General features: G+C 73.9%; 14 protein-coding genes and 1 pseudogene. 8 read left to right on the top strand and 7 right to left on the bottom strand.

All coding sequences use genetic code 11. The features are described 5' to 3' along the window. Positions 1-125 precede the first annotated feature (125 nt). Positions 126-1748: an HNH endonuclease signature motif containing protein gene (locus tag QYM41_RS10775; protein WP_368799739.1), complete on the bottom strand. Its 1623-nt coding sequence runs from the start codon at positions 1746-1748 to the stop codon at positions 126-128. Between the two features lie 377 nt (positions 1749-2125). Between QYM41_RS10775 and QYM41_RS10770 the strand changes: the two genes are divergently transcribed. Continuing rightward, positions 2126-3655 carry an MFS transporter gene (locus QYM41_RS10770; RefSeq protein WP_368799738.1) on the top strand — a complete coding sequence of 510 codons (1530 nt, stop codon included), beginning with the start codon at positions 2126-2128 and terminating at the stop codon, positions 3653-3655. Positions 3656-3920: 265 nt separating this feature from the next. Here the strand turns inward: QYM41_RS10770 and QYM41_RS10765 are convergent, their stop codons facing one another. Further along, the gene (locus tag QYM41_RS10765) at positions 3921-4901 is read right to left on the bottom strand and encodes a patatin-like phospholipase family protein (protein ID WP_368799737.1); all 981 of its coding nucleotides are present in this window, start codon (positions 4899-4901) and stop codon (positions 3921-3923) included. 571 nt (positions 4902-5472) lie between these two features. Here QYM41_RS10765 and QYM41_RS10760 point away from each other — a divergent pair. Both QYM41_RS10760 and katG read left to right on the top strand, forming a co-directional pair. Further along, on the top strand, positions 5473-6453 hold the full coding sequence (locus QYM41_RS10760) for a M12 family metallopeptidase (protein WP_368799736.1): 981 nt from the start codon (positions 5473-5475) through the stop codon (positions 6451-6453). Positions 6454-6824: 371 nt separating this feature from the next. Further along, a pseudogene (gene katG, locus QYM41_RS10755) lies at positions 6825-9031 on the top strand (catalase/peroxidase HPI). Between the two features lie 22 nt (positions 9032-9053). On the opposite strand, the gene QYM41_RS10750 reads toward katG, so the two are convergent. Continuing rightward, positions 9054-10502, bottom strand: coding sequence for an FAD-dependent monooxygenase (locus QYM41_RS10750; RefSeq protein WP_368799735.1), 1449 nt, complete (start codon positions 10500-10502; stop codon positions 9054-9056). Positions 10503-10904: 402 nt separating this feature from the next. Further along, positions 10905-12110: an FAD-dependent monooxygenase gene (locus QYM41_RS10745; protein WP_368799734.1), complete on the bottom strand. Its 1206-nt coding sequence runs from the start codon at positions 12108-12110 to the stop codon at positions 10905-10907. 407 nt (positions 12111-12517) lie between these two features. Between QYM41_RS10745 and QYM41_RS10740 the strand changes: the two genes are divergently transcribed. The 3 genes from QYM41_RS10740 (at position 12518) to QYM41_RS10730 (ending at position 15918) form a co-directional block, all read left to right on the top strand. Beyond that, complete coding sequence (locus tag QYM41_RS10740; RefSeq protein WP_368799733.1) at positions 12518-13693, top strand: PucR family transcriptional regulator; 1176 nt, start codon at positions 12518-12520, stop codon at positions 13691-13693. Between the two features lie 56 nt (positions 13694-13749). After that, on the top strand, positions 13750-14364 hold the full coding sequence (locus QYM41_RS10735) for a class I SAM-dependent methyltransferase (protein ID WP_368799732.1): 615 nt from the start codon (positions 13750-13752) through the stop codon (positions 14362-14364). A gap of 90 nt (positions 14365-14454) precedes the next feature. Beyond that, on the top strand, positions 14455-15918 hold the full coding sequence (locus tag QYM41_RS10730; RefSeq protein WP_368799731.1) for a protein adenylyltransferase SelO: 1464 nt from the start codon (positions 14455-14457) through the stop codon (positions 15916-15918). 241 nt (positions 15919-16159) lie between these two features. Here the strand turns inward: QYM41_RS10730 and QYM41_RS10725 are convergent, their stop codons facing one another. After that, positions 16160-16912: a hypothetical protein gene (locus tag QYM41_RS10725; RefSeq protein WP_368799730.1), complete on the bottom strand. Its 753-nt coding sequence runs from the start codon at positions 16910-16912 to the stop codon at positions 16160-16162. 192 nt (positions 16913-17104) lie between these two features. Here QYM41_RS10725 and QYM41_RS10720 point away from each other — a divergent pair, with 192 nt between their 5' ends. After that, positions 17105-17317 carry a hypothetical protein gene (locus QYM41_RS10720; protein ID WP_368799729.1) on the top strand — a complete coding sequence of 71 codons (213 nt, stop codon included), beginning with the start codon at positions 17105-17107 and terminating at the stop codon, positions 17315-17317. Positions 17318-17467: 150 nt separating this feature from the next. Here QYM41_RS10720 and QYM41_RS10715 read toward each other — a convergent pair whose 3' ends face one another. Further along, positions 17468-18589 carry an excalibur calcium-binding domain-containing protein gene (locus QYM41_RS10715; protein WP_368799728.1) on the bottom strand — a complete coding sequence of 374 codons (1122 nt, stop codon included), beginning with the start codon at positions 18587-18589 and terminating at the stop codon, positions 17468-17470. Positions 18590-18904: 315 nt separating this feature from the next. Between QYM41_RS10715 and QYM41_RS10710 the strand changes: the two genes are divergently transcribed. Next, a complete protein-coding gene (locus QYM41_RS10710; RefSeq protein ID WP_368799727.1) occupies positions 18905-19519 on the top strand; it encodes a hypothetical protein in 615 nt (204 codons plus the stop codon). Between the two features lie 72 nt (positions 19520-19591). On the opposite strand, the gene QYM41_RS10705 is transcribed toward QYM41_RS10710, so the two are convergent. Next, positions 19592-20833 (bottom strand): FG-GAP repeat domain-containing protein, encoded by a 1242-nt coding sequence (locus tag QYM41_RS10705; RefSeq protein ID WP_368799726.1) that lies wholly within the window; start codon positions 20831-20833, stop codon positions 19592-19594. Positions 20834-21098 lie beyond the last annotated feature (265 nt).

The following is a 21098-nucleotide window of genomic DNA, read 5'->3' as shown; positions in this document are numbered from 1 at the left end:
CATGATCGTCGCGCGGCCGGATCCGGTCGTCAACCATGCGCCGTCGCCCGGTGCCGGTTCCCGGGCGACAGGCGTCGCGCGGGCGGTCCCTGGCCCGGGACGCTCGCGGGTCCCGCACATGCTGCTCAGAAGGGTGGAGGATCATCCGCCGGGACCGGGGACGACGGGTGGCCGGCCGGTCGGCCGACGGGTGGTGGCCGGCGGTCGGCGCCGGTGCACCGGCCACTTGCGTGTTCGGGCACGGACCGGTGCACGAGTCCACCCGGTGAGGTCCACTCCAGTACAGCGGCTCGCCCGGCAGTCGTGCCGGCTGCCCCGTCTGCGGGACCGTCCGGGACCCGCCGCACCGACCAGCGTCCGAGATGCCCGCGACGGTGCTTGACGCGGTGATGGTGCCGGCACAGTGCAGCCAGGTTGTGCTCCGCCGTGAGCCCGCCGTCCGCCCAGGCCACCGTGTGGTCGAGGTCACAGCTCTCGGCGCGGCGCCTGCACCCGGGGAAGCGGCAGGTACCGTCCCGCAGCTCCACCAGGCGACGGAGGTCGCGGGGCACGGTGTAGACGGTGCGGTCGTGGTCGAGGACCACGCCTGTCACGGGGTGGGTCAGCAACCGGTGCCAGACCCCGGCACCGGCGGCGAGCTGGCGGGCCACCTCCGTGCTGATGGGACCGTATCCGGACAACAGCGGGACGCCGCCGGAGCTGCCCGGTCCGGTGCCCCCGCCGGCCAGCACCGCCAGCGGCACCGTCACGCTTACCCGCGCGCGGACTCCGCGCGGGAACCGCGGCTCGTCCGGGAGCACCCCGTCCAGCAGCAGGTCCGCCAGCACGTCAGCACGCAGTTCTCCGGCCGAGCGCGGTTCTGCGTCCTCCGGTCCGTCCAGGTGCGGCCGGAAGGTCGTCCCGTGCGGTCCCGGTGCCGGCACGTCCTCGCCCAGCAGGGCCGCCAGCTCCTCGAGCCTGCTGTGCACGGCGACCGCCACGTGCGCGTCCAGCAGCGCGTGCAGATACGCCGTGCCGTCGGCTGCCGGTTCCACCCACACGGCCCGGTTCTTCCGGGCCCGGCGCCGGCTGCGCTCCTCGGCGTCGGCCACGAGCACGGCCCGCCGCGCACGGGCCGTCGCGCGCAGCTGCGCGGCCGTGGCGTGGGGCGCCCGGTGCAGCAGCTCGTCGATCAGACGGCCGACGGCCTCGACGGGCGGCGGTACGCATTCCCGGCGGGTCCAGGTCGGTGCCTCGGCGACGAGCTCACGCCACTGCTCCACCATCACCATGGCCTGGAAGGCACCGATCCGGCCCTCCTCCAGGGCGGTCAGGACCTCCGGCATCATCTCGGCGAGAAGGACCGCGTCCTCCACCCGCCGCCGTGCCGTGCCGGACGGCAGTCGCAGAGCCGGTCCCACCTCGGCCGCCACGTCCACGACCAGCTGGTGCTCGGCCTCGGCCAAGGGGCTCAACGGGTCCGGGCGCACGGAGCCACGGACCGACGCCTCGGTCTCGGCCTGCGCCATCGCCTCGAAGCGCGCCGCCGTGCGGTGCGCCTGCGCCGCGAGCCACAGCCGGTGGATGCACCGCATCTGCGCGCCCACCGCCCGGGCCTCCGCAGCAACCGCGTCGACCAGCCCGACGGCGGCGTCCCGGACCACCGCGTCCCACGTCCCCGGCCGGGATCTCTGCGGGAGCAGGGTCTGGTCCGGGGTTCCCCGGTGGTCCACGGGGGCCCGGAGCTGCCGCTGCGCCGTCGCCGTCATGACCTCATTCTCCCCGGCGCCTCCGACGGCATAAGGTGCCGACGGCGGTGGATGACAGCGGACCGTTCCTGTCGTGCCGAGGGTGCCGCTGCACGGACCGGTCGACGGGACGGGCCGAGGGCGGCCGGATCCGTCGACGGGGAATGGTCGAGGGCAGCCGGACCCGCCCTGCGCAGGGGCGACGGTACCGGGCCCGGATCGTCCGGGGCGGACCCCCGGGGCGGACCACCCGGGATGGCCGACCCCACGCCGGTCCGGACCCTGGCCACCCGGTGCACTGCCACCGAGGAGTGCCCGCGGTCCGAGCCGGGCCCCGTGGCGTCCGGCGGTCCGTCCCCAGCCCTGTCGTGTCCGCACCCGTCACTACACTGAGCCGCATGAACGAGCAGGAACCGGGCACGACCCGGGCCGCCGCGGCACCCGCAGGCCGTACGACGCCTCCCGCGGACGCGACCGTCACGCCCGCTCCGACCGAGGACGGCGCGGGCCCCGGTCTGGTCGATTCCCAGGCCGTCGACACGACAGTGCGCAGTGCGGCGCAGCGGTCCCGCACCTTCGCCGGGATCCTGGTGAACACCGCGCTCGCCAACATCACGACCAGCTTCCTGTGGTTCGCCCTGACGTTCTGGGTGTACCTGGAGACGCGCAACGTGATCGCCACGGGGGTGGTCGGCGGCGCCTACATGCTCCTGATCGCCGTCTCGAGCATCAGCTTCGGCACCTTCGTGGACCGCTACCGGAAGCTGGCCGTGATGCGCTTCGCCGCGGCCTTCACTCTCGTGGTGTTCGTGCTGGCCGGCGTCCTCTTCCTCCTCACCCCGCCGGCGGCGATGTCGGACCTCACCCGGCCGTGGATCTGGGTCTTCGCGCTGGTCGTCCTGATCGGTGCGGTGGTCGAGAACATGCGCAACATCGCCCTGTCCACCACCGTCACGATCCTGATCGAGCCGGACCGGCGTGCCAACGCCAACGGGCTCGTGGGCATGGTCCAGGGTCTGATGTTCATCGTCACCTCCGTGCTCTCCGGGCTGTCGGTCGGTCTGCTGGGCATGGGCTGGACGGTCGTCGTCGCCGTGGTGCTCACGGCCGTGGCCTTCGTGCACCTGCTGACGCTGCGCATGCCCGAGGAGGTGCGCGCCGCCGCCACGGACGCCCACGGAGGCTTCGACCTGCGGGGAGCGTTCGCCGCTGTGCTGGCCGTGTCGGGACTGTTCGCGCTGATCCTGTTCTCGACGTTCAACAACTTCATCGGTGGCGTGTACATGGCCCTGATGGACCCCTACGGTCTGGAGATGTTCCCCGTGGAGATCTGGGGAGCCGTGTTCGCGCTCGGCGCCACCGGCTTCATCGTGGGCGGCGCGCTGATCGGCAGGTTCGGCCTCGGGTCCAACCCGCTGCGCACCATGCTGTTCGCGGTGATCGCGATGGGCGTGCTCGGCGCGGTCTTCACCGTGCGGGAGTGGGCCTGGTTGTACGTCCTCGGGATCTGGCTCTACATGGTGCTCTTCCCGTTCGTGGAAGCGGCCGAACAGACGATCATCCAGCGGGTCGTCCCGCTCGAGCGGCAGGGCAGGGTGTTCGGCTTCGCCATGGCGTTCGAGTCCGCGGCGGCACCGGTCACCGCCTTCCTCATCGCACCTGTCGCCCAGTTCTGGATCATCCCGTACGCGCGCTCCGCGGAGGGCAGCGCACAGCTGGCGCCGCTGCTGGGCGAGGGCACCTCGCGCGGCATCGCCCTGGTGTTCCTGGCCGCCGGGATTATCATGATCGCGGCCGCTCTGCTGGCCTTCCTGACCCCGGTCTACCGCAGGGTCTCCGCGTCGTACGCGCGGGTGGCCGCAGATGCCACGGCGGCCGGTGCGGGGGACGAGGGCCCAGGCGGCGGGGCTCCTGTTCCCTCGTCCTGACGGCCACGGCACAGTCGCAACCGCGGCCACGATCACGGCCACGGCCTCAGCTGCAGCCGCTGCCACAGTCACAGCCGCGGCCGAATTCTCCACCGCGACCAGAGTCGCAGCCGCGGCCGGGCTCACCGCCACTGGCACAGACACGGACGCAGGCACAAGCACAGACACAGACGCTGGCAGGCGCAGGCGCTGGCGCACGCCGGACGAAGGGCGAGCCGACCCCGGGCGGGCTCGGCCGAGCGCTGCCGGTGCACCGGAACGGGTGTCAGCGGTGCTCGGTGATGTACGCGCTGAAGTCCCACGGCCGGCGGGTGGAGGTGCCGTCGAGGAACTTCTCGGCCGCCCGCCGACCGTTGTGGTAGAGGAAGTCGCGGTCGTCATCGGTGAGATTGAAATCGGTGGCCCGGATGGCCCCGGTGTCGACGAAGACGGTGCGGGCCTGGGCGTCGGAGGACTCGATGTGCATCTGGTCGTAGAACCCGGTCATGGTCTTGAGCATGGCCCGGCTCATGCTCACGGGCCCCTTGATGGGGTACTTCGTGCCCTGGACCGCGTCCGGGTGGCCGGAGAGCTTGATGCCGAGGGTGGGCCAGCGCGGGGTGGTGCCGGCGGGGGCGTCGAAGACGCTGATGGGATAGTTCGAGAGCATCCCGCCGTCCACGAGCCACGCCTTCCTGCCGTCGGCGGTGTCCCAGCGGACGGGGCGGTAGAAGAAGGGGATGGACATCGAGGCCCGCACCGCCTCCACCACGTGCTGGGCGCCGCGGTCCCGGCCGAAGTCGTCGTAGTCCCAGGGCAGGTAGCGCAACCGGCCCCGGCTGATGTCGGAGGCGGTCACCACGAGCCGGTAGGCGCGCTCGGGAGCGGGTGGCCGTTCGTCGTCGGAGTAGGGCAGATCGGCGAAGGTCCGCACCCCGTACTTGTCGAGCTGGGACTGCAACCAGGAGCGCAGGTGCTCGCCGAGATAGATGCCGTTGCGGGCCAGGAGGCTGGCGGCCTTGCCGGGGGTGTAGCGCGTGTAGTAGGAACCGTCCCGGAAGTCGGGGTACCGGACGGAGCCGATGATGTCCACGAGCTTCTTGGCCGGGGCGCCGGCGGCGACCAGGGCCCCCACGATGGCTCCGGCGGAGGTGCCGGCGACGCGTTTGAAGCGGTATCCGCGTTCCTCGAGCACCTCGATGGCCCCCACCAGGGCGATGCCCTTGACGCCCCCACCCTCCAGCACCAGATCCGCATACTGCTCCACGCTGTCCACGCCCCTCAGGCCGGTCGGTCCCGTGCAGTCAGTACAGCAAACCGGGGGCGGACGGGGAACGACTGCCCGGTATCCGTCGCCGTGTGACGTGGGGTGATCGCAGAAGTGAATCAGCGAGGGGGAGGTCGCCGGGAGGCCAGGAGTGCACCAGAGAAGCGCCAAGAGGAACCGACGGGCAGAGCGTCCTGGCGATCCGGCGGACAGTGCTCGAGGGACCCGGCGGACAGTGCCCTGGCGATCCGGCGGACAGTGCTGGGTGACCCGGCCGGACGCAGGTGCTGTCGCCGTCGCCGCACGTCATGGTGCTGTCACATGGTCACATCCCCGGCACAAGAGGAGCCGGCATCCTCGCCGTGCGTCCTGCGGCGTGGTTCTGTCGATGCATATCACTTCGGTCGTCTGCACCGTGTGCCGTGCGGAGCGACAGGCACCGGCCCACGCCGGACCACCGTCTGCTGCGCCGGGTGCGGACCGCGTCCGAGGCCGGTCGACCGGTGTTCGTCAGGAGTCGGAAATGACACGTCCCGCAGCTCGTCCCTATTGCGCGGTCAAGCCCCGCACGGTGCGTCCTCTCCCGGAGGGACTGGTCGACGTCCGGCAGCGGCTCGTCCGGGTGATGGCCCAGAAGTGGGTCAACGGCACGGTGCTCCACTACGCGTTCCGGGGCGGGCCCGAGCCGCAGCGCCGGGCGGTGCGCAGCGCGTTCCAGGAGTGGCTGGACCTGGGGATCGGCCTGCGGTTCCAGGAGGTGGAGGAACCGGGAGAGGCGGAGGTCCGGATCGCCTTCGACCAGGCCGGCGGCTCGTGGTCGTACCTGGGCCGGGACGTCCTGGGCATCGGCACGCAGGACCCGACCATGAACCTGGGCTGGGACCTGACGGACGCGTACGGGCGCACCACGGCGCTGCACGAGATCGGGCACACGATGGGCCTGCCCCACGAGCACCAGAACCCGTTCGCCGGGATCGTGTGGGACGAGCAGAGGGTGTACGAGTTCTTCGCCGGAGCCCCGAACAACTGGTCCCGCGAGACCACCCACCACAACGTCCTCCGCAAGCTCGGCCCGGACGAGGTGGAGGGTTCCGTCTGGGATCCCGACTCGGTCATGCAGTACGCCTTCCCCGAGGGGCTCATCCAGGAGCCCGAGCGCTACCGGCCGGGAATCGAGCCCCCGGGCGGGCTGTCGGCCAAGGACCGGGAGTGGGTGCAGACCTTCTATCCGGCGCTGCCGGACGTGCTCCCGGCCCTCGAACCCTTCCGCTCCACGCCCCTGACCCTGGCACCGGGGGAGCAGGCGGACTTCGAGATCGTCCCGGGCGCGTCGCGGAAGCTCCAGATCGCCACGTTCGGCGACGCCGACACCACCCTGGTGCTCTTCGAGGAGGTCGACGGCGAGCTGCGCTTCCTCGCCGGGGACGACGACGGCGGGGAGGAGCGCAACGCCGATGTGTCGGCCAAGCTCTTCCGGGGCAGGCGGTACGTCGTGCGCGTCCGGCTGGTCTGGGCCGGCAGGTCCGGGGACGCCGCCATCATGTGCTGGTAGCCCCGGGCGGATCCTTGACGGGCCCCGGACCGGCCACAACACTGTGAGGGTGGACGCACAGCTGGACTCCCCAGCGGTTTTCCCGGAGCACCGCCCAGCGGGTCGAGCCGACTCCGCCGGCGGTCCCGGACGCCGCGCGCCCCGCACACCGCCACGGATGCGACCTCCCGCGGCCTCCTCGGTGCCCTGCCCGTCCTCCCACCCCGTGCCGCGCCACCACGCCCGGTGGTCCCCGGGCGGGGCTCTCCCGCGCCCCACGGCGTCCGGCGACCATGTCGTGTCCGCCGGTGAATCCGGGCCGTCCACGGGAGCCGGCGCCGCCACTGTGGCGCCGGCCCCCGGACGGCACCGCCTTCCTGGAAGGAAGACCCATGTCCCCGACGTCCGATGCCCCGATGCACGGCAGCGAGAGCGAGAACCCGGCGATCGACGCCCCCACCCCGCGGACCGCGCAGCCCCGCACGGTCCAGGACTGGTGGCCCGACCAGCTGGACCTGGGGGTCCTGCGGAAGCACTCGACCACGACCGACCCCCTGGGCCCCGACTTCGACTACGCCCGAGAGTTCGAGACGCTCGACGTCGAGGAGCTCAAGCGCGACCTCGTCGAGCTCATGACCAGCTCGCAGGACTGGTGGCCGGCCGACTTCGGGCACTACGGAGGGCTGTTCATCCGGATGAGCTGGCACTCTGCCGGGACCTACCGGACCGCGGACGGCCGGGGCGGCGCCGGTGAGGGCGCCCAGCGCTTCGCCCCGCTCAACAGCTGGCCGGACAACGCCAACCTGGACAAGGCCCGGCGTCTGCTGTGGCCGGTCAAGCAGAAGTACGGCCGGAAGATCTCCTGGGCCGACCTGCTGGTGCTCGCCGGGAACGTCGCGCTCGAGTCCATGGGCTTCAAGACCTTCGGTTTCGGCTTCGGGCGCGAGGACGTGTGGGAGCCCGAGGAGATGTTCTGGGGCCCCGAGGACACCTGGCTCGGCGACGAGCGCTACGCCGGCGACCGCGAGCTCACGGGCCCCCTGGCCGCGGTGCAGATGGGCCTGATCTACGTCAATCCCGAGGGCCCCAACGGCAACCCGGACCCGATCGCCTCCGCGCGGGACAACGCGAGACGTTCGGCCGCATGGCCATGAACGACGAGGAGACGGTCGCGCTCATCGCCGGGGGGCACTCCTTCGGCAAGACCCACGGCGCCGGCCCCGCCGACCACGTGGGCCCCGAGCCCGAGGCCTGCCCGGTCACGGGGCAGGGCCTGGGCTGGCGGAGCAGCTATCGAACGGGCAAGGGTCCGGACGCGATCACCAGCGGGCTGGAGGTGACGTGGACCAGCACCCCGACCCGGTGGGGCAACGGCTTCTTCGGGAACCTCTTCGGCCACGAGTGGGAGCTGACCGAGAGCCCGGCCGGGGCGCACCAGTGGGTCGCCAAGGACGCCGAGGAGACGGTGCCGGACGCCTTCGACCCGGCCCGGAAGCACCGGCCGACGATGCTCACCACCGACCTCGCGCTGCGCGCCGACCCCGAGTACGAGAAGATCTCGCGGCGGTTCCACGAGCACCCCGAGGAGTTCGCCGAGGCCTTCGCCAAGGCCTGGTACAAGCTGCTGCACCGCGACATGGGCCCGGTCACGCGCTTCCTGGGACCCTGGGTGCCGGAGCCGCAGCTGTGGCAGGACCCCGTTCCGGCGGTGGACCACGAGCTGATCGGCGCGGACGACGTCGCCGCCCTGAAGGAGACCCTTCTCGGCTCGGGGCTGACCGTGGCGCAGCTCGCGTCCACCGCGTGGGCCGCCGCGGCCAGCTTCCGGGGCACCGACAACCGGGGCGGGGCCAACGGCGCCCGCATCCGCCTCGAGCCGCAGCGCAGCTGGGAGGCCAACGAGCCGGAGCGGCTGGCGGAGGTGCTGCCCGTCCTGGAGCGGATCCAGAAGGACTTCAACCGCGCACGGTCGGACGGCACCAAGGTCTCGCTGGCCGACCTGATCGTCCTCGGCGGCTGCGCCGCCGTGGAGCAGGCGGCCCGCAACGCCGGGCACCCGGTCGAGGTCCCGTTCCGGCCCGGACGCACGGACGCCACCCAGGAGCAGACCGACGTCGAGTCCTTCGCCGTGCTCGAGCCGCAGGCCGACGGCTTCCGCAACTTCGTGCAGTCCGGCGTGCGGCTCTCGCCCGAGACGCTGCTCCTGGACCGTGCCTACATGCTGAACCTCACCGCCCCCGAGATGACGGTCCTGGTGGGCGGCATGCGGAGCCTGGGCATCAACCACGGGCAGTCGGACCACGGCGTCCTCACCGAGCGGCGGGAGGCGCTGACCAACGAGTTCTTCGTCAACCTCCTCGCGGCCGGCACCGAGTGGAGGGCGTCGGAGTCCTCGGAGGACGTCTTCGAGATCCGCGACCTCGCCACGGACCAGCTCCGGTGGACCGCCACCGCCGCCGACCTGGTGTTCGGCTCGCACTCCCAGCTGCGGGCGATCTCGGAGCTCTACGCGAGCGACGACGCCCAGGAGAAGTTCGTGCGCGACTTCGCCGCCGCCTGGACCAAGGTCATGGAGCTCGACCGGTTCGACCTCCGCTGACTGTGCGGGCCACGGACGCCGGTCAGACCCACGTGCCGAGGGCTGCCCCGAGCCCTGCACCGGTTCCCTCACCGACCCACGCCACGTGCCCGTCCGGGCGGACCAGCACCGCTGTGGGCGCGGGGACGGCACCGAGCGCCGGCAGCTCCCACGGGCCGGCGTGCTCGGCGGTCACGAGCCGGACGCGCCGCGCCCAGGGCCCCGGGTCGAGACCGCCCGGGGTCCCGAGGTCCAGCAGCACCGGCCGGGCCGCGTGCAGGAAGGAGAAGACCCGGGCGGGGCCGTCGTCGGTGCGGAGGTCGAGATCGGGCATGCGCCGTCCGAGCAGGGGGTGGCCCGCGCCGAGGTCGTAGCGGATGTCCAGGCCGGACATCGTCGCGGCGTAGCGCCGCCGGGGCTCGTCCATGCCGAGCAGCTCGGCGATCGTCTCGCCCACGGCACGAGTGCGCTCGTCCGGGCGGCGCAGCGCCACCTGGGCCATCGTGAGCCGCAGGACCCGGGCGGCCACCGGGTGCCGCTCGGCGTGGTAGCTGTCCAGGAGCCTGTCCGGCGGGTTCTCCTCGAGGGCCCGGGCGAGCTTCCAGCCGAGGTTCACCGCGTCCTGCACGCCGGTGTTGAGCCCCTGCCCGCCGTCCGGGGCGTGCACGTGCGCGGCGTCGCCGGCCAGCAGGATCCGTCCCTGCCGGTAGGACGCCGCCTGCCGGGAGGCGTCCGTGAACCGCGAGACCCACCGGGGGCTGTGCACGCCGTAGTCCGTTCCGTACACCGCGACGAGCGCCTCGCGCAGGTCGTGCAGGGTGGGCTCCCTCCCGGTCCCGACGCGCTGCTCGGTCACCATGACCCCCGCCGGGCCCCCGTCCACGGGCCGGCTGAACGCGTGCTTGCCGACCGCGTCCTGGTGGATGCCCCACGCCGGCTCCTCCGTGAGCTCGGCCTCGGCGAGCAGGCTGCTGGTCGTCGGCCCCCATCCCGGGAAGCCGATCCCCGCGGCCTTGCGGATCGTGCTCCGCCCTCCGTCGCACCCCACGACCCAGCGCGTACGCAGTCGCCGCCCGCCGGACAGGTGGACGTCCACGCCGCTGCCGTCCTGCGCCACGCCCGTCACCTCGTGCCCGTGGCGGACCGGCACGCCCAGCTCGTGGACCCACCCGGCCAGAAGCCGTTCGGTGCGGTCCTGCGGCAGTGCGAGGCCGTAGGGGTGGCGGGTCGGGGCGTCGCCGAGGTCCAGGGGAACGCCGGCGAACCCGGCCACCTGGGCGGGGGTGCCCTCCGCGAGGAACCGCTCGGCGATGCCGCGCTGGTCGAGGACCTCGATGGTCCGGCAGTGCAGGCCGAGGGCGCGCCGGCCGACGACCTCCTGGTCGGGGCGCCGCTCGAGGACGACGACGTCGATCCCCGCCAGCGCCAGCTCGCCCGCCAGCATCAGGCCGGTCGGGCCCCCGCCGACCACCACCACGGCGTGCTCTTCCATGTGCTGCTCCTCCGTCCGTGGGTCCCGCTCCCGGCCCGAGCATTCTGCGGTCCGCCCGGGGTCTTGCCGCAAGCCCCCTGGGCCGCAGTACCCTGACAGTGACGAGGCACCGTGCACGCCCACGACCCCCGCCGAGACGGTTCCGGCCCCCGCCGCGGCTCGGGCGGCCCCGGCGCCCGAGCGCCCAGAGCCAGCTGCCCCCGCCCGAGCGCTCAGAGCCAGTTGCCCCGCCCGAGCGCTCAGAGCCAGCTGCCCCGCCCGAGCGCTCAGAGCCAGTTGCCCCGCCCGAGCGCTCAGAGCCAGCTGCCCCGCCCGAGCGCTCAGAGCCAGTTGCCCCGCCCGAGCGCTCAGAGCCAGCTGCCCCGCCCGAGCGCTCAGGGCCAGGTGCCGCCGCTGGAGCGCTCAGGGCCAGGTGCCCCCGCCGGACTCCTCCGGCACGTCGACGTCGGCCCGGAAGCCGTGGATCCACGCGAGATGCCGGTCGACGACGTCAGGACGGCCCAGCCGGGAGTTGCGCTCGTCGGCCCGTTCGCCGTCGGGCAGGTGCAGCACGTCGCCGGTGGTGATCGAGGCGTACTGCACCTTGCGGGTCCGCCCTCGGCGCAGCCGTTCGTACCGCTCCCGCGCCGCGTCCCAGTCGGTGCTCCCGGCGAGCTGGTCGGCCAGCACGATCGCGTCCTCGATCGACTGGTTGGCGCCCTGCCCGTGGTGCGGCACGAGTGCGTGGGCGGCGTCGCCCAGCAGCGTCACGCGGCCCCGGGACCAGCGGGACAGGGGCGGGCGGTGGAACAGTGCCCAGCGCTCGGTGACGGGCACGGCCGAGACCATCTGCCGGACCGCCGGATGCCAGTCGCGGAACCGCTCGAGGTGGGACCCCTCCTCGACCGGCACGACCCAGTGCCGGTGCGGCCAGGGCGAGGGGGCGCGCTCCACGAGGAAGAAGTTCTGCTCCCCGCCGCCGATGGGGTAGTGGAGCAGGTGCGCACCGGGGCCCATCCAGAACTGGATGGCCCCGGGATCCGGCAGCTCCGACAGCGCCTCGGGCGGGACGATGCCCCGCGAGGCGCTGGTGCCGGAGTACAGCGCGTCGTCGTAGCCCAGCAGCAGCCGCCGGGTGGTGGAGCGGGCGCCGTCCGCGCCGACGACCAGGTCGGCCTCGGCCGTGCTGCCATCCTCGAAGCGCAGCACCGCAGCCGCGCCGTCGTCGTCGACGTCGACCAGGCGCCTGCTCAGGTGCAGGCCGTCCGTCCCGAGGGCCCCCGCGAGGATCTGCTGCAGGTCGGCGCGGTGGATCCCCACGTACGGGGCGCCGAAGCGCTCGCGGTAGCCCGTGCCGTGCCGGCCGATCAGCCGGCCGTCCCGCCCGTCGCGGAAGACCAGGGCCTCGACCCACGCCCACCGGGCGCTCAGCCGCTCCTCCAGGCCGAACCGTTCGAGGAAGAAGCGGGTCGCGTTGGCGGACAGCGCCACCGCGGCCCCCACCTCGCGCAGTTCCTCGGCCGCCTCGTACACCTCGACGTCGAGGCCGCGGCGCCGCAGCCCGATGGCCAGCGTCAGCCCGCCGATGCCCGCGCCGACGACGGCGATGCGCCTCCCGGTGGTCGTCATCCGTTGTCCTCTCCTCGTGTCCAGCACCTCGTGTCCAGCACCCGGTGCGCTGCGGTGCGTGGGCTGCGGGGCGTGCCCGGCGCCCTGTGCCCCGCGGCTCGTGCGCATCGGTTCGCTCGCATCGGTTCGCTCGCATCGGTTCGTTCGCGGCCCCTCGTCCTGCAGCGCGTGCCCCGCGGCTCGTGCGCATCGGTTCGCTCGCGGCACCTCGTCGCGAAGCGCATGCCCCGCAGGTCCTGAGGCGACCGTAGCCAGTGGCCGGCACGCTACTCTTCGGACAGCTGTGGGAAGATCGGCACGGTTCGTCGGACACTCCGTCGGACCGGGCTCCGGCACCCCGTGCGCGGCGTCCCGCCCCCGGCGGCCCGCCGGACCGCACGTCGAGCCGAAGGAGCCACCGACCGCCCGTGGACCGGATCCCCGACCTGGACGACTCGCTCCAGGATCTCTCCGAACGAGCCGCCCGCCGACTGATCGTCCTCGACTCCGCGATGCGCGTGGTCGCCTGGTCGATCCACGAGTCCGACGACGACCGGCGCCGGCTCTCCGCTGCGCTCGCCCACAGCGACTCGTGGGACGTGCCCGTCACCGGTCCCGAGGGCTGCGCCGTCGAGGACGTCCCGGAGCTGGGCCGGTGCCTCGTCGTCGCGCTGCACGACCACCGTCACCGCGTCGGGCTCTTGCTCACCGCCCTGGAGGATCCGCGGCCCCCGTCCGCCGACGAGGTCCGGGTGCTGGTCGGCGAGGCGCCGGTCCTCGGCGTGCTGCTGTCCCTGCGGACGCTCTACGCGGCGCGGGACCGGGACCGGGCACGGACCCTGCTCACGTCCCTCGTCGCCGACGACCCGGCACGCCGGCCCGGAGCCGCCGAGGCCCTCGTGGGGGAGGGCCTCCTGGGCGCGTCGGGACAGTACTGCGCCGTGGTCCTGGGTGCGGACCCGCTCGCGGCCGCGCCGGACGGGACGGGGCGGACCGCGCTGGCCGTGCACCGAACGCTCGACTTCGTCGCCAGGAGCTCGACCGCGTCCGTGGTGGGATCCACCCTCGACGACGGCACCGGTGTCCTCGTCTTCCCCCGGCCCGTCGTCGTCGCCCGCCTGGCGCGCATCCTCGCCCGGCCGGACGTGGTCTCCGTGCGCGCCGGCATCGGCCCCGTGGTCCGCAGCCTGCTCGACGTGCACCGCTCGTTCCGCCTCGCGCACCGCACGTGGCGGACCTCGTGGCTGGATCCTCTCGCGCACGGGCCGGTCAGCACCTGGGACGACACCGGGCTGGACGGGCTGCTGGCGATGCTGCCGCTGGAACAGCTGACCACCGAGGACCTGCCGTGGCCGGTGCGCCGGGTCCTCACCACCGGCCTGAGCCCCGAACTGCTGCGGACGCTGGAGACCTACCTCGACTGTGGTGCCGACGCGCAGCGGACCGCCGCCGCGCTGCACATCCACCGGTCCACCTTCTACTACCGGCTCGACCGGCTCAGGGAGCGCCTCGACGTCGACCTCGACGACGGGCGCACCCGCAGCGAGCTCCACGTCGGACTCCGCGTGGCCCGGCTCGCCCGCCTGCGGCCACCGCACGCGTGAGGCGCCTCCACCCGTCCGCGACCCGGCCCCCTCGCCGGGAGCGGTACCCTGACGAGGTGGTCGAGCAGAGCATGTGGATGCAGAAGGTGCGGTCGGATCCCGGGCACTCGTCGTGGTACGTCGAGCGGTTCCGGGCGATGGCGGCCGCCGGTGCGGACATCGTGGGGGAGGCTCGTCTGATCGAGGCCCTGGTCCCGCCGGGGTCGCGGATCCTCGACGCCGGGTGCGGGCCGGGCCGGCTGGGCGGGCACCTGCACCGCAGCGGGCACACCGTGGTGGGGGTCGACGTGGACCCCGCCCTGCTCGCCGCCGCCCGGGAGGACCACCCCGGGCCCCGGTGGCTCGTGGGGGACCTGGCGGAGCTGGACCTGCCGGCCCGCGGCGAGGCCGAGCCCTTCGACGCCGTGGTGTGCGCGGGCAACGTGATGGCCTTCCTGGCCCCCAGCACGCGCACGGAGGTGCTGCGCCGGTTCCGCCGGCACCTGACCGCCGACGGGCGGGCGGCCGTGGGCTTCGGGGCGGGCCGCGGCTATCCGTTCCCCGAGTTCCTGCGGGACGCCGAGCAGGCCGGGCTCGTGCCCGACCTGCTGCTCTCGACCTGGGACCTGCGCCCCTTCCGGGAGGACAGCGACTTCCTCGTGGCCGTCCTGAGGGTCGACGCCGGGGACTGACGCCGGGCCAGGACGGGCGGGCCCCGGCATCCGTCGACTAGCACGGAAACCCAGGGGCAGCGCCCAGGACGTGGGGGTAGCGTGGACGGGGTGAGCACCGCACCCCTGACCACCCTCGTCCTCGAGAGCACGTTCGCCCAGGAGCTGGGGGAGCTGGCCGTGCCGTGGACGGCCGACGACGTCGCCGATCCCCGGCTGCTGGTCCTCAACGAGCCCCTGGCCGTCGAGCTGGGGCTGGACCCCGCGTGGCTGCAGAGCCAGGAGGGTGCCCGCCTGCTGGTCGGCAACCTGGTGCCCCGCGGGGCCTCCCCCGTGGCGCAGGCCTACTCCGGGCACCAGTTCGGGTCGTTCTCCCCGCGCCTCGGGGACGGGCGTGCCCTCCTGCTGGGCGAGGTCGTGGACGCCCGCGGCCGGCGACGGGACCTGCACCTCAAGGGGTCCGGGCGGACGCCCTTCGCGCGCGGCGGCGACGGTCTCGCGGCGGTCGGGCCCATGCTGCGCGAGTACATCGTCAGCGAGGCGATGCACGCCCTGGGCGTGCCCACCACCCGGTCCCTCGCCGTGGTGGCCACCGGGCGGCAGGTGCGGCGGGAGACCCTGCTGCCGGGGGCCGTCCTCGCCCGGGTGGCGAGCAGCCACCTGCGCGTGGGCACGTTCCAGTACGCCCGGGCCAGCGGCGACCTCGGCCTCCTGCGCCGGCTCGCCGACCACGCCATCAGCCGCCACCACCCCGGTGCGGCCGGGGCAGAGAACCCGTACCTCGCGCTGTTCGAGTCGGTGGTCGCCGCCCAGGCATCGCTGGTGGCCCGGTGGATGCTCGTGGGCTTCGTGCACGGGGTGATGAACACCGACAACACGACCATCTCCGGGGAGACGATCGACTACGGCCCGTGCGCGTTCCTGGACGCCTTCGACCCGGCCGCGGTCTACAGCTCGATCGACCACGGCGGGCGGTACTCCTACCGCAACCAGCCGGTCGCCGCGCAATGGAACCTCGCCCGGCTCGCGGAGGCCCTGCTGCCGCTGCTGCACGAGGACCAGGAGCAGGCAGTCTCCCTCGCGGAGGAGGCGCTCGCGGCGTTCGCGCGGCAGTACAGTGCGGCCTGGTCGGCGGGGATGCGGTCGAAGCTCGGCCTGCCCGAGGACCTCGAGGACGAGGTCGCCTCGTCCCTGGTCGACGAGGTGCTCGTGCTGCTCCAGCAGAACCGCGTCGACTGGACCTCGTTCTTCCGGGCCCTGTCCGGGACCGCCCGCGACGGCGCGTCCGCCGCGCGCGACCTGGTCCTCGACCTGCCGGCGTTCGACGCCTGGGCCGGGCGCTGGCTCGCCGTGGGACCGGACCCCGAGGCGATGGACCGCGTCAATCCCGTGCACATCCCGCGCAACCACCTCGTGGAGGAGGCCCTCGCCGCCGCCGTGGACGGGGACCTCGACCCGCTGGGACGACTCCTGGAGGCGGTGACCTCCCCCTACGAGGAGCGCCCCGGGCTGGAGCGCTACGCCGCCGGGCCCCCGGACGACTTCGGCGCCTACACGACCTACTGCGGGACCTGAGGCGCCGGTCCGGCGCGGGCGGACCGCGGCCGGACGGGGACGGACGGGGACGGACGAGGACGGTCTCCGCCCCACCGGCGGACCCCGTCGCGGCCCGCCCTGCGGCGTCCGCAGCCGGCGGGAGCCGCCGCTGCCGGACGCCCGGGTGGAGGCCCCCGCCGCTGCCGGACGCCCGGGTGGAGGTCACCCGCTGCTGGACGCCCGGGTGGAGATCACCCCCTGCCGGACGCCCGGGTGCAGATCAGCCACCGATGTACTCGCCGGTGACGCTGTCCACGGTGCCGTTCTCGATGCCCGTGCACTGCGCGACACCGGCCTCCGTCACGGGGTCGTAGTTGACGCAGAAGGCGTCGTAGTAGGGCACCCCGCTGCGCCACGCGGCCAGGGCCTCGTCGTAGCTGAACTTCTCCGGGAAGGGCAACGACCCCACGTCCGTGTTCACCTGCACCTGGCAGCTCCCCGGGCCCCCCGCGGCGAAGGCCAGGAGCTGGCCCACCGTGTCGACGACGTCCACCCGCTCCTGGCCGGTGCCCATCGCGGACTGGTAGGCGCCGCAGATCTCCACGGCGACCGCCCGATCGTTCACGTCCGCGGTGATCCGGTGCGAGAGGCCGCCGCCCTGAGCCTGCTGCTCGATCCGGGTCACCGTCCCGGCGTACTGCTGACCCTCGGGGGTCGCGGCGAACGCGGCCCACGGATCGGCCGGAGCGTCCTCCTCGGGCGCGGGGGGAGCGTCCTCGGACCGGGGGCCGGCGTCCTTCGCCGGCTCGGACTCCGCTGCCGGGTCCGGGGCCGGTGCGGAGCTCGCCGTGGAGTTCGCCGACGAACTCGCCGTGGAGGTCGGCTCCGGCGCTGTCCCCTGAACTGTGTCCGCGGAGGAGGGCGAGATCCGGGCTGCGGGAGTGTTCTCCGGGGCCGGGGAATCGCCGGCGCAGCCGGCCAGGGCGAGACCGGACGCGAGGAACAGACTGGTGACAACGGCCTTCGTGCTCATGGGGTGCCTCTGCTTCGCTGGGGGGGCGGGATTCCTACTGTAAACGGCCCGCCCCGCGAACCGGGGTCGACCACCCGGTGGTGCACCCGTGAATGCCCACCCAAGAGGGGTCAGACGGGGTGAACGGTGCCGTGCCACGATGCGGAGGGCACGTCGCCGACCCGTGAAGGCCGACCAGTGAAGGGGGCCGCTTTGCCGCACCAGATGATGCTGATGTTCCTCAACATCGCCCTGACCCTCGTCCTCGTCGCGTCGTGCTACCTGTACCTGGGCGGCGCCCGGTGGTGGTTCCCCTGCCTGTGGCTCGTCGGCATGGCCGCCGGTTCCCTCTGGGACGCCCTGCCGCACCGCCGCGCCGCCGAGTTCGCCCGCGGCAGCGGCGGCCGGACCGCCTGGCAGGGCTGAGCCCGGCCGCTGGACGTGGGGAGCCCCGGAGCGGGCGGTCCGGCGTCGGCGCCTCCGTGCGACGCCTCGGACGGGAGCCCCGTCCCGGAGTGACGCCCGCCGCGGGGACGCGGCGGGCGCTGCCCCTTCCCGGGGTGACCCCGGACCGTCCTACTCGCACGCGACGCCGTCGGAGTCCCGGTCCATGGCGGGGCGGTAGCCGGGGTCCCCGCGGTGCAGCGGGGCGGCGCCGGCCCGGCGGGCCTCCGTGCAGTTCGCGTAGTGGACCTCGGCGGCGGTGTCCGGGGCCGCTGCGGGATCCGGTGCGGCCTCCGGGACGTCCCCGGCGCCGCCGGAGCTGCCACCGGACGGGACCTCGCGGGACAGGATGTCGCCGAACGGGGTGCCGCCGGGCAGCTGCTGGTCGGGGCAGCCGGAGAGCACCTCGGCCATCGCGTTCTTCTCCGGTGCCGTGACCCACAGGCCGTAGCGGGACTTCACCGCGATCTGGACGGACACCATCTCGCAGGCGAAGGCCCGGTTCGGCGGCAGCCACCCGGAGGCGTCCAGGTCCGACTTCGCACCGTTGGCCGCGCCGTCGACCGCCAGCAGGTTCAGCGGGTCGTTGGCCAGGGCCACGCGGTCGGCCGGGGAGAGCCGGCGGGCCCCGGTGACCCAGGCGTTGCCGAGGGAGACGACGTGGTCCACCTGCACGTCGCTGGAGGTCGCGACCCCGCGCACGAAGTCGATGCTCGCCCCGGTGTAGGGATCGGCGAGGGTGCCGGCGGCGACCGTGCACCCGTCGGCGGAGGTGATGCCGGTGAGGTCGCGGGCCAGGACCTCGTTGCGGGTGTCCTCGCAGTCGCCGTCGGCGTCGATCCAGCCCCCGAACAGGGCCTCACGGTCGTAGTCGGACATCGTGCCGGCGGCGGCGACCGTGAGGCCCTCGAGGGCCAGGAACGCCCCCGAGGGCGGGGCGACGGCCCGGACGGGGCTCTCCGCGGGCGTCGGGGTGACCGTGGTGACCGATCCCGGGGTCCTCGAGGCCGTGGGCGAGGGGCCGGTCCCCGGCGTGGCGCTCGAGGACGCGGTGGCGGGCAGCGTCGTCACCGTCCCCGGGACGGGACCGGCGTCCTGGTCGGTGGACGCGGTGCTGGACGTGCAGCCGGTGACCAGCCCGAGCGCCAGGACGAGGTGCAGCGGGACGGCCAGGCCCCACCGGCCCGCGGGGAGACCGCGGCGGGATCCAAGGCGCGGTCGCGGGGCAGGGGAGGGCAGGGGGGTGTCGCTCATGGTGCTCCTGGAAATGAGGGGGGCGTGCGCCAGGGGGAGGGTGCGCGTCGGGGAACGCGCGCTGGGCACCCCTCCGTTCTACGTCCGGCCTGCGCCCCGGCCCGCTCGGCGCGCCGCGGGCGGCGGCCACCGGCACGAGTGTGACGTCGTGCGGCACGCGCCGCCCGGCCGCGGCCGCACCGTGGGCGGTGCCGGGCGTGCCGCGCCCTGACCGTTCCCCGCGCCCGCCGCCATCCCCGGATGAGGGGTCAGACACGCCCTGCCACCGGGTGCGAGGATGCCGTCACGGGGATCGTCGATCGGGGGGAGGGCCTCGTGCTGACCGTGCGCGACAAGCTGCTCCTAGGGCTCTGGCTCCTGCCGGTGGCCCTCGGTCTCGTGGTCGGTCTGAGCACCGGGGACGAGGACGGGTCCGTCATGCTGTTCGTGACCGGTCTCGTTGCGGCTCTCTACGTCGTCGTGCTGATCAGCACGGTGCTCTCCGCACGACGACGACGGGCCCAGCCGCTCGCCCTCCCGCCCGGCTCCGCCGTGACCGGGATGCTCTCCACCGGCCCCCTCACCGTCGCGGGCGGGGTCCTCCCACCGGGCAGCCCTCCGACCGGCACCGTTCCGGCGGTTCCCGGCGAGGGCGGTGCCGGCGAGCGCAGAGGCGGTGAGGGCGGTCCCGGTGAGGGCGGTCCCGCCCGGCCGGACCTCGGTCCCGGGGCCGGCACCGCCCCGGCGGGCGGCCCGGACGGGCGCGGTCGTGCGCTCGCCGTCTCGCGCGCCCTGCAGCTGGTCGTCCTCGTCTCCGCCGCCGTCTACGTGGTGCGCGCGGAGGGCGGCTGGACCTTCGTGGTGGTCGCCGCGCAGCTCGTCACCCTGATCACCATGGCGGCCTACGTCCACGAGCGCGGCGCGGAGCCGGATCCGGAACCGGTCGGCTGACACGGCGCCGCCCCCGTCCGCGCGGACGGGGGCGGCGCCGTGCCCGGCGGTCGACAGACCGGGCCGGTGCGCTCAGGACAGCTGCACGTAGGTGGCCGAGTGCCCGAAGCCGACCACGTCGTCACGACCGTCGCCGTTGACGTCCCCGAGCAGGCGGGGATACCGGTCCTCCGTCCACCCGTCGTCGTAGCCGAAGGCGGCGACCTTCAGCTGCACCGGGCCGAAGGTGCTGTTCGCCCGGCCGAGGGCCACGTAGACCCCGGCGTTGCCGAAGCCCACCAGGTCCTGGATGCCGTCGACGTTGACGTCCGCGTGGGTCCGCAGGTGACGGTCACCCCGCCAGCCCTGCGCCCGGCCGAAGTTGTCCACCCGCACGTCCGCGCCGGTGAAGTTCCCGCCGTAGAGCGAGTACGCCACCGAGACCCCGGCGTAGCCGTAGCCGATGATGTCCGCCGCCGCCAACGGCTCCGGGCCCTGGACGTTCACGTCGGCGAGCATCCGCGGGTGCTGGTCCACCCGCCAGCCCTGGGCGTAGCCGAAGTCGCGGATCTCCAGGGCGGGCTGGGTGAACGTGTCGCCGAGGGCCGAGAAGTAGGACACGTACGTGCCGGCGTCGCCGAAGCCCACGATGTCGGCGGTGCTGTTGCCGTCGACGTCCGCGAGCAACCGCGGGTTCTTGTCGACCCGCCAGCCACGGTTGTACCCGAAGCTGTCGATGCGCTTGCCCGTGCCCAGGAAGGTCCGGTTGGACAGACCGTGGGAGATGGTGACGCCCGAGTAGCCGAAGCCCACGACGTCGGCGGTGCCGTTGCCGTTGAGGTCCGCGAGCTCGCGCGGGTGCTGGTCGACCCGCCAGCCCTGGTTCCAGCCGAAGTCGCGGATCTTGAGCTGCGGTGCGGTGAAGCCGCCGTCGCCCTGGGAGTAGGCCACGTAGACCCCGGCGTTGCCGAAGCCCACGATGTCGTCGCGGCGGTCCCCGTCGACGTCCGCCAGCGTGCGCACGTGCCGCGCGTTGGACCAGCCCTGGGCTGTGCCGAAATCGCGCACGCTCATCCTCGGCGTGCCGAAGGTTCCGTTGGACTGTCCCAGGGCGACCTGGACTCCGGAGTTGCCGAAGCCCACGACGTCGGCGCGACCGTCGCCGTTGACATCGGCGAGCTCGCGCACGTGCTGGTCCACGCGCCAGCCCTGGACGTAGGAGAAGACGGGCTGCGAGGTCGCCGCGTGGGCCGGAGCGCCCACGGCGAGCCCCGCGGTCGCGAGCGCGGTGGCGGACGCGCCGGTGAGCACGCGCGTGAGGAGTGGGTGTTTCATGGTGGGTCCCCGAGGTCGTGAGGTGGATCGGGGCACGGGCGCCGGTGGCGCGTGCCGGAGACGTCGGTCGACCCCCCGGCCGACCGGGAGATGTCCCCCGGGGCGCGGTGCGCCTCCGGGGAACCGGTGGCCCCGGAACGCTGGTTCCTGGGCCGGGGCGCAACAGCTGAGGACCTCAGTTTACTCCTGCAATCAGGGGGTCACCAGAGGCGTTCCCTTCTGTGACCTCCGCCTGTGACGTCCGCCGACCGCGGCGCTCGCGGAG

The sequence above is a fragment of the Kocuria oxytropis genome (genome assembly GCF_040981195.1).
GTDB lineage: Bacteria > Actinomycetota > Actinomycetes > Actinomycetales > Micrococcaceae > Kocuria > Kocuria oxytropis.
Note: the sequence above shows the minus strand (reverse complement) of the source record. Positions and strands in the feature narration are given on the sequence as shown.

What these genes read in the sequence shown, in the direction of transcription:
- QYM41_RS10775 (WP_368799739.1), bottom strand. Translation starts at nt 1,748, where the DNA reads ATGACGGCGACGGCGCAGCGGCAGCTCCGGGCCCCCGTGGACCACCGG.
- QYM41_RS10770 (WP_368799738.1), top strand. Translation starts at nt 2,126, where the DNA reads ATGAACGAGCAGGAACCGGGCACGACCCGGGCCGCCGCGGCACCCGCA.
- QYM41_RS10750 (WP_368799735.1), bottom strand. Translation starts at nt 10,502, where the DNA reads ATGGAAGAGCACGCCGTGGTGGTGGTCGGCGGGGGCCCGACCGGCCTG.
- QYM41_RS10745 (WP_368799734.1), bottom strand. Translation starts at nt 12,110, where the DNA reads ATGACGACCACCGGGAGGCGCATCGCCGTCGTCGGCGCGGGCATCGGC.
- QYM41_RS10725 (WP_368799730.1), bottom strand. Translation starts at nt 16,912, where the DNA reads ATGAGCACGAAGGCCGTTGTCACCAGTCTGTTCCTCGCGTCCGGTCTC.
- QYM41_RS10715 (WP_368799728.1), bottom strand. Translation starts at nt 18,589, where the DNA reads ATGAGCGACACCCCCCTGCCCTCCCCTGCCCCGCGACCGCGCCTTGGA.
- QYM41_RS10705 (WP_368799726.1), bottom strand. Translation starts at nt 20,833, where the DNA reads ATGAAACACCCACTCCTCACGCGCGTGCTCACCGGCGCGTCCGCCACC.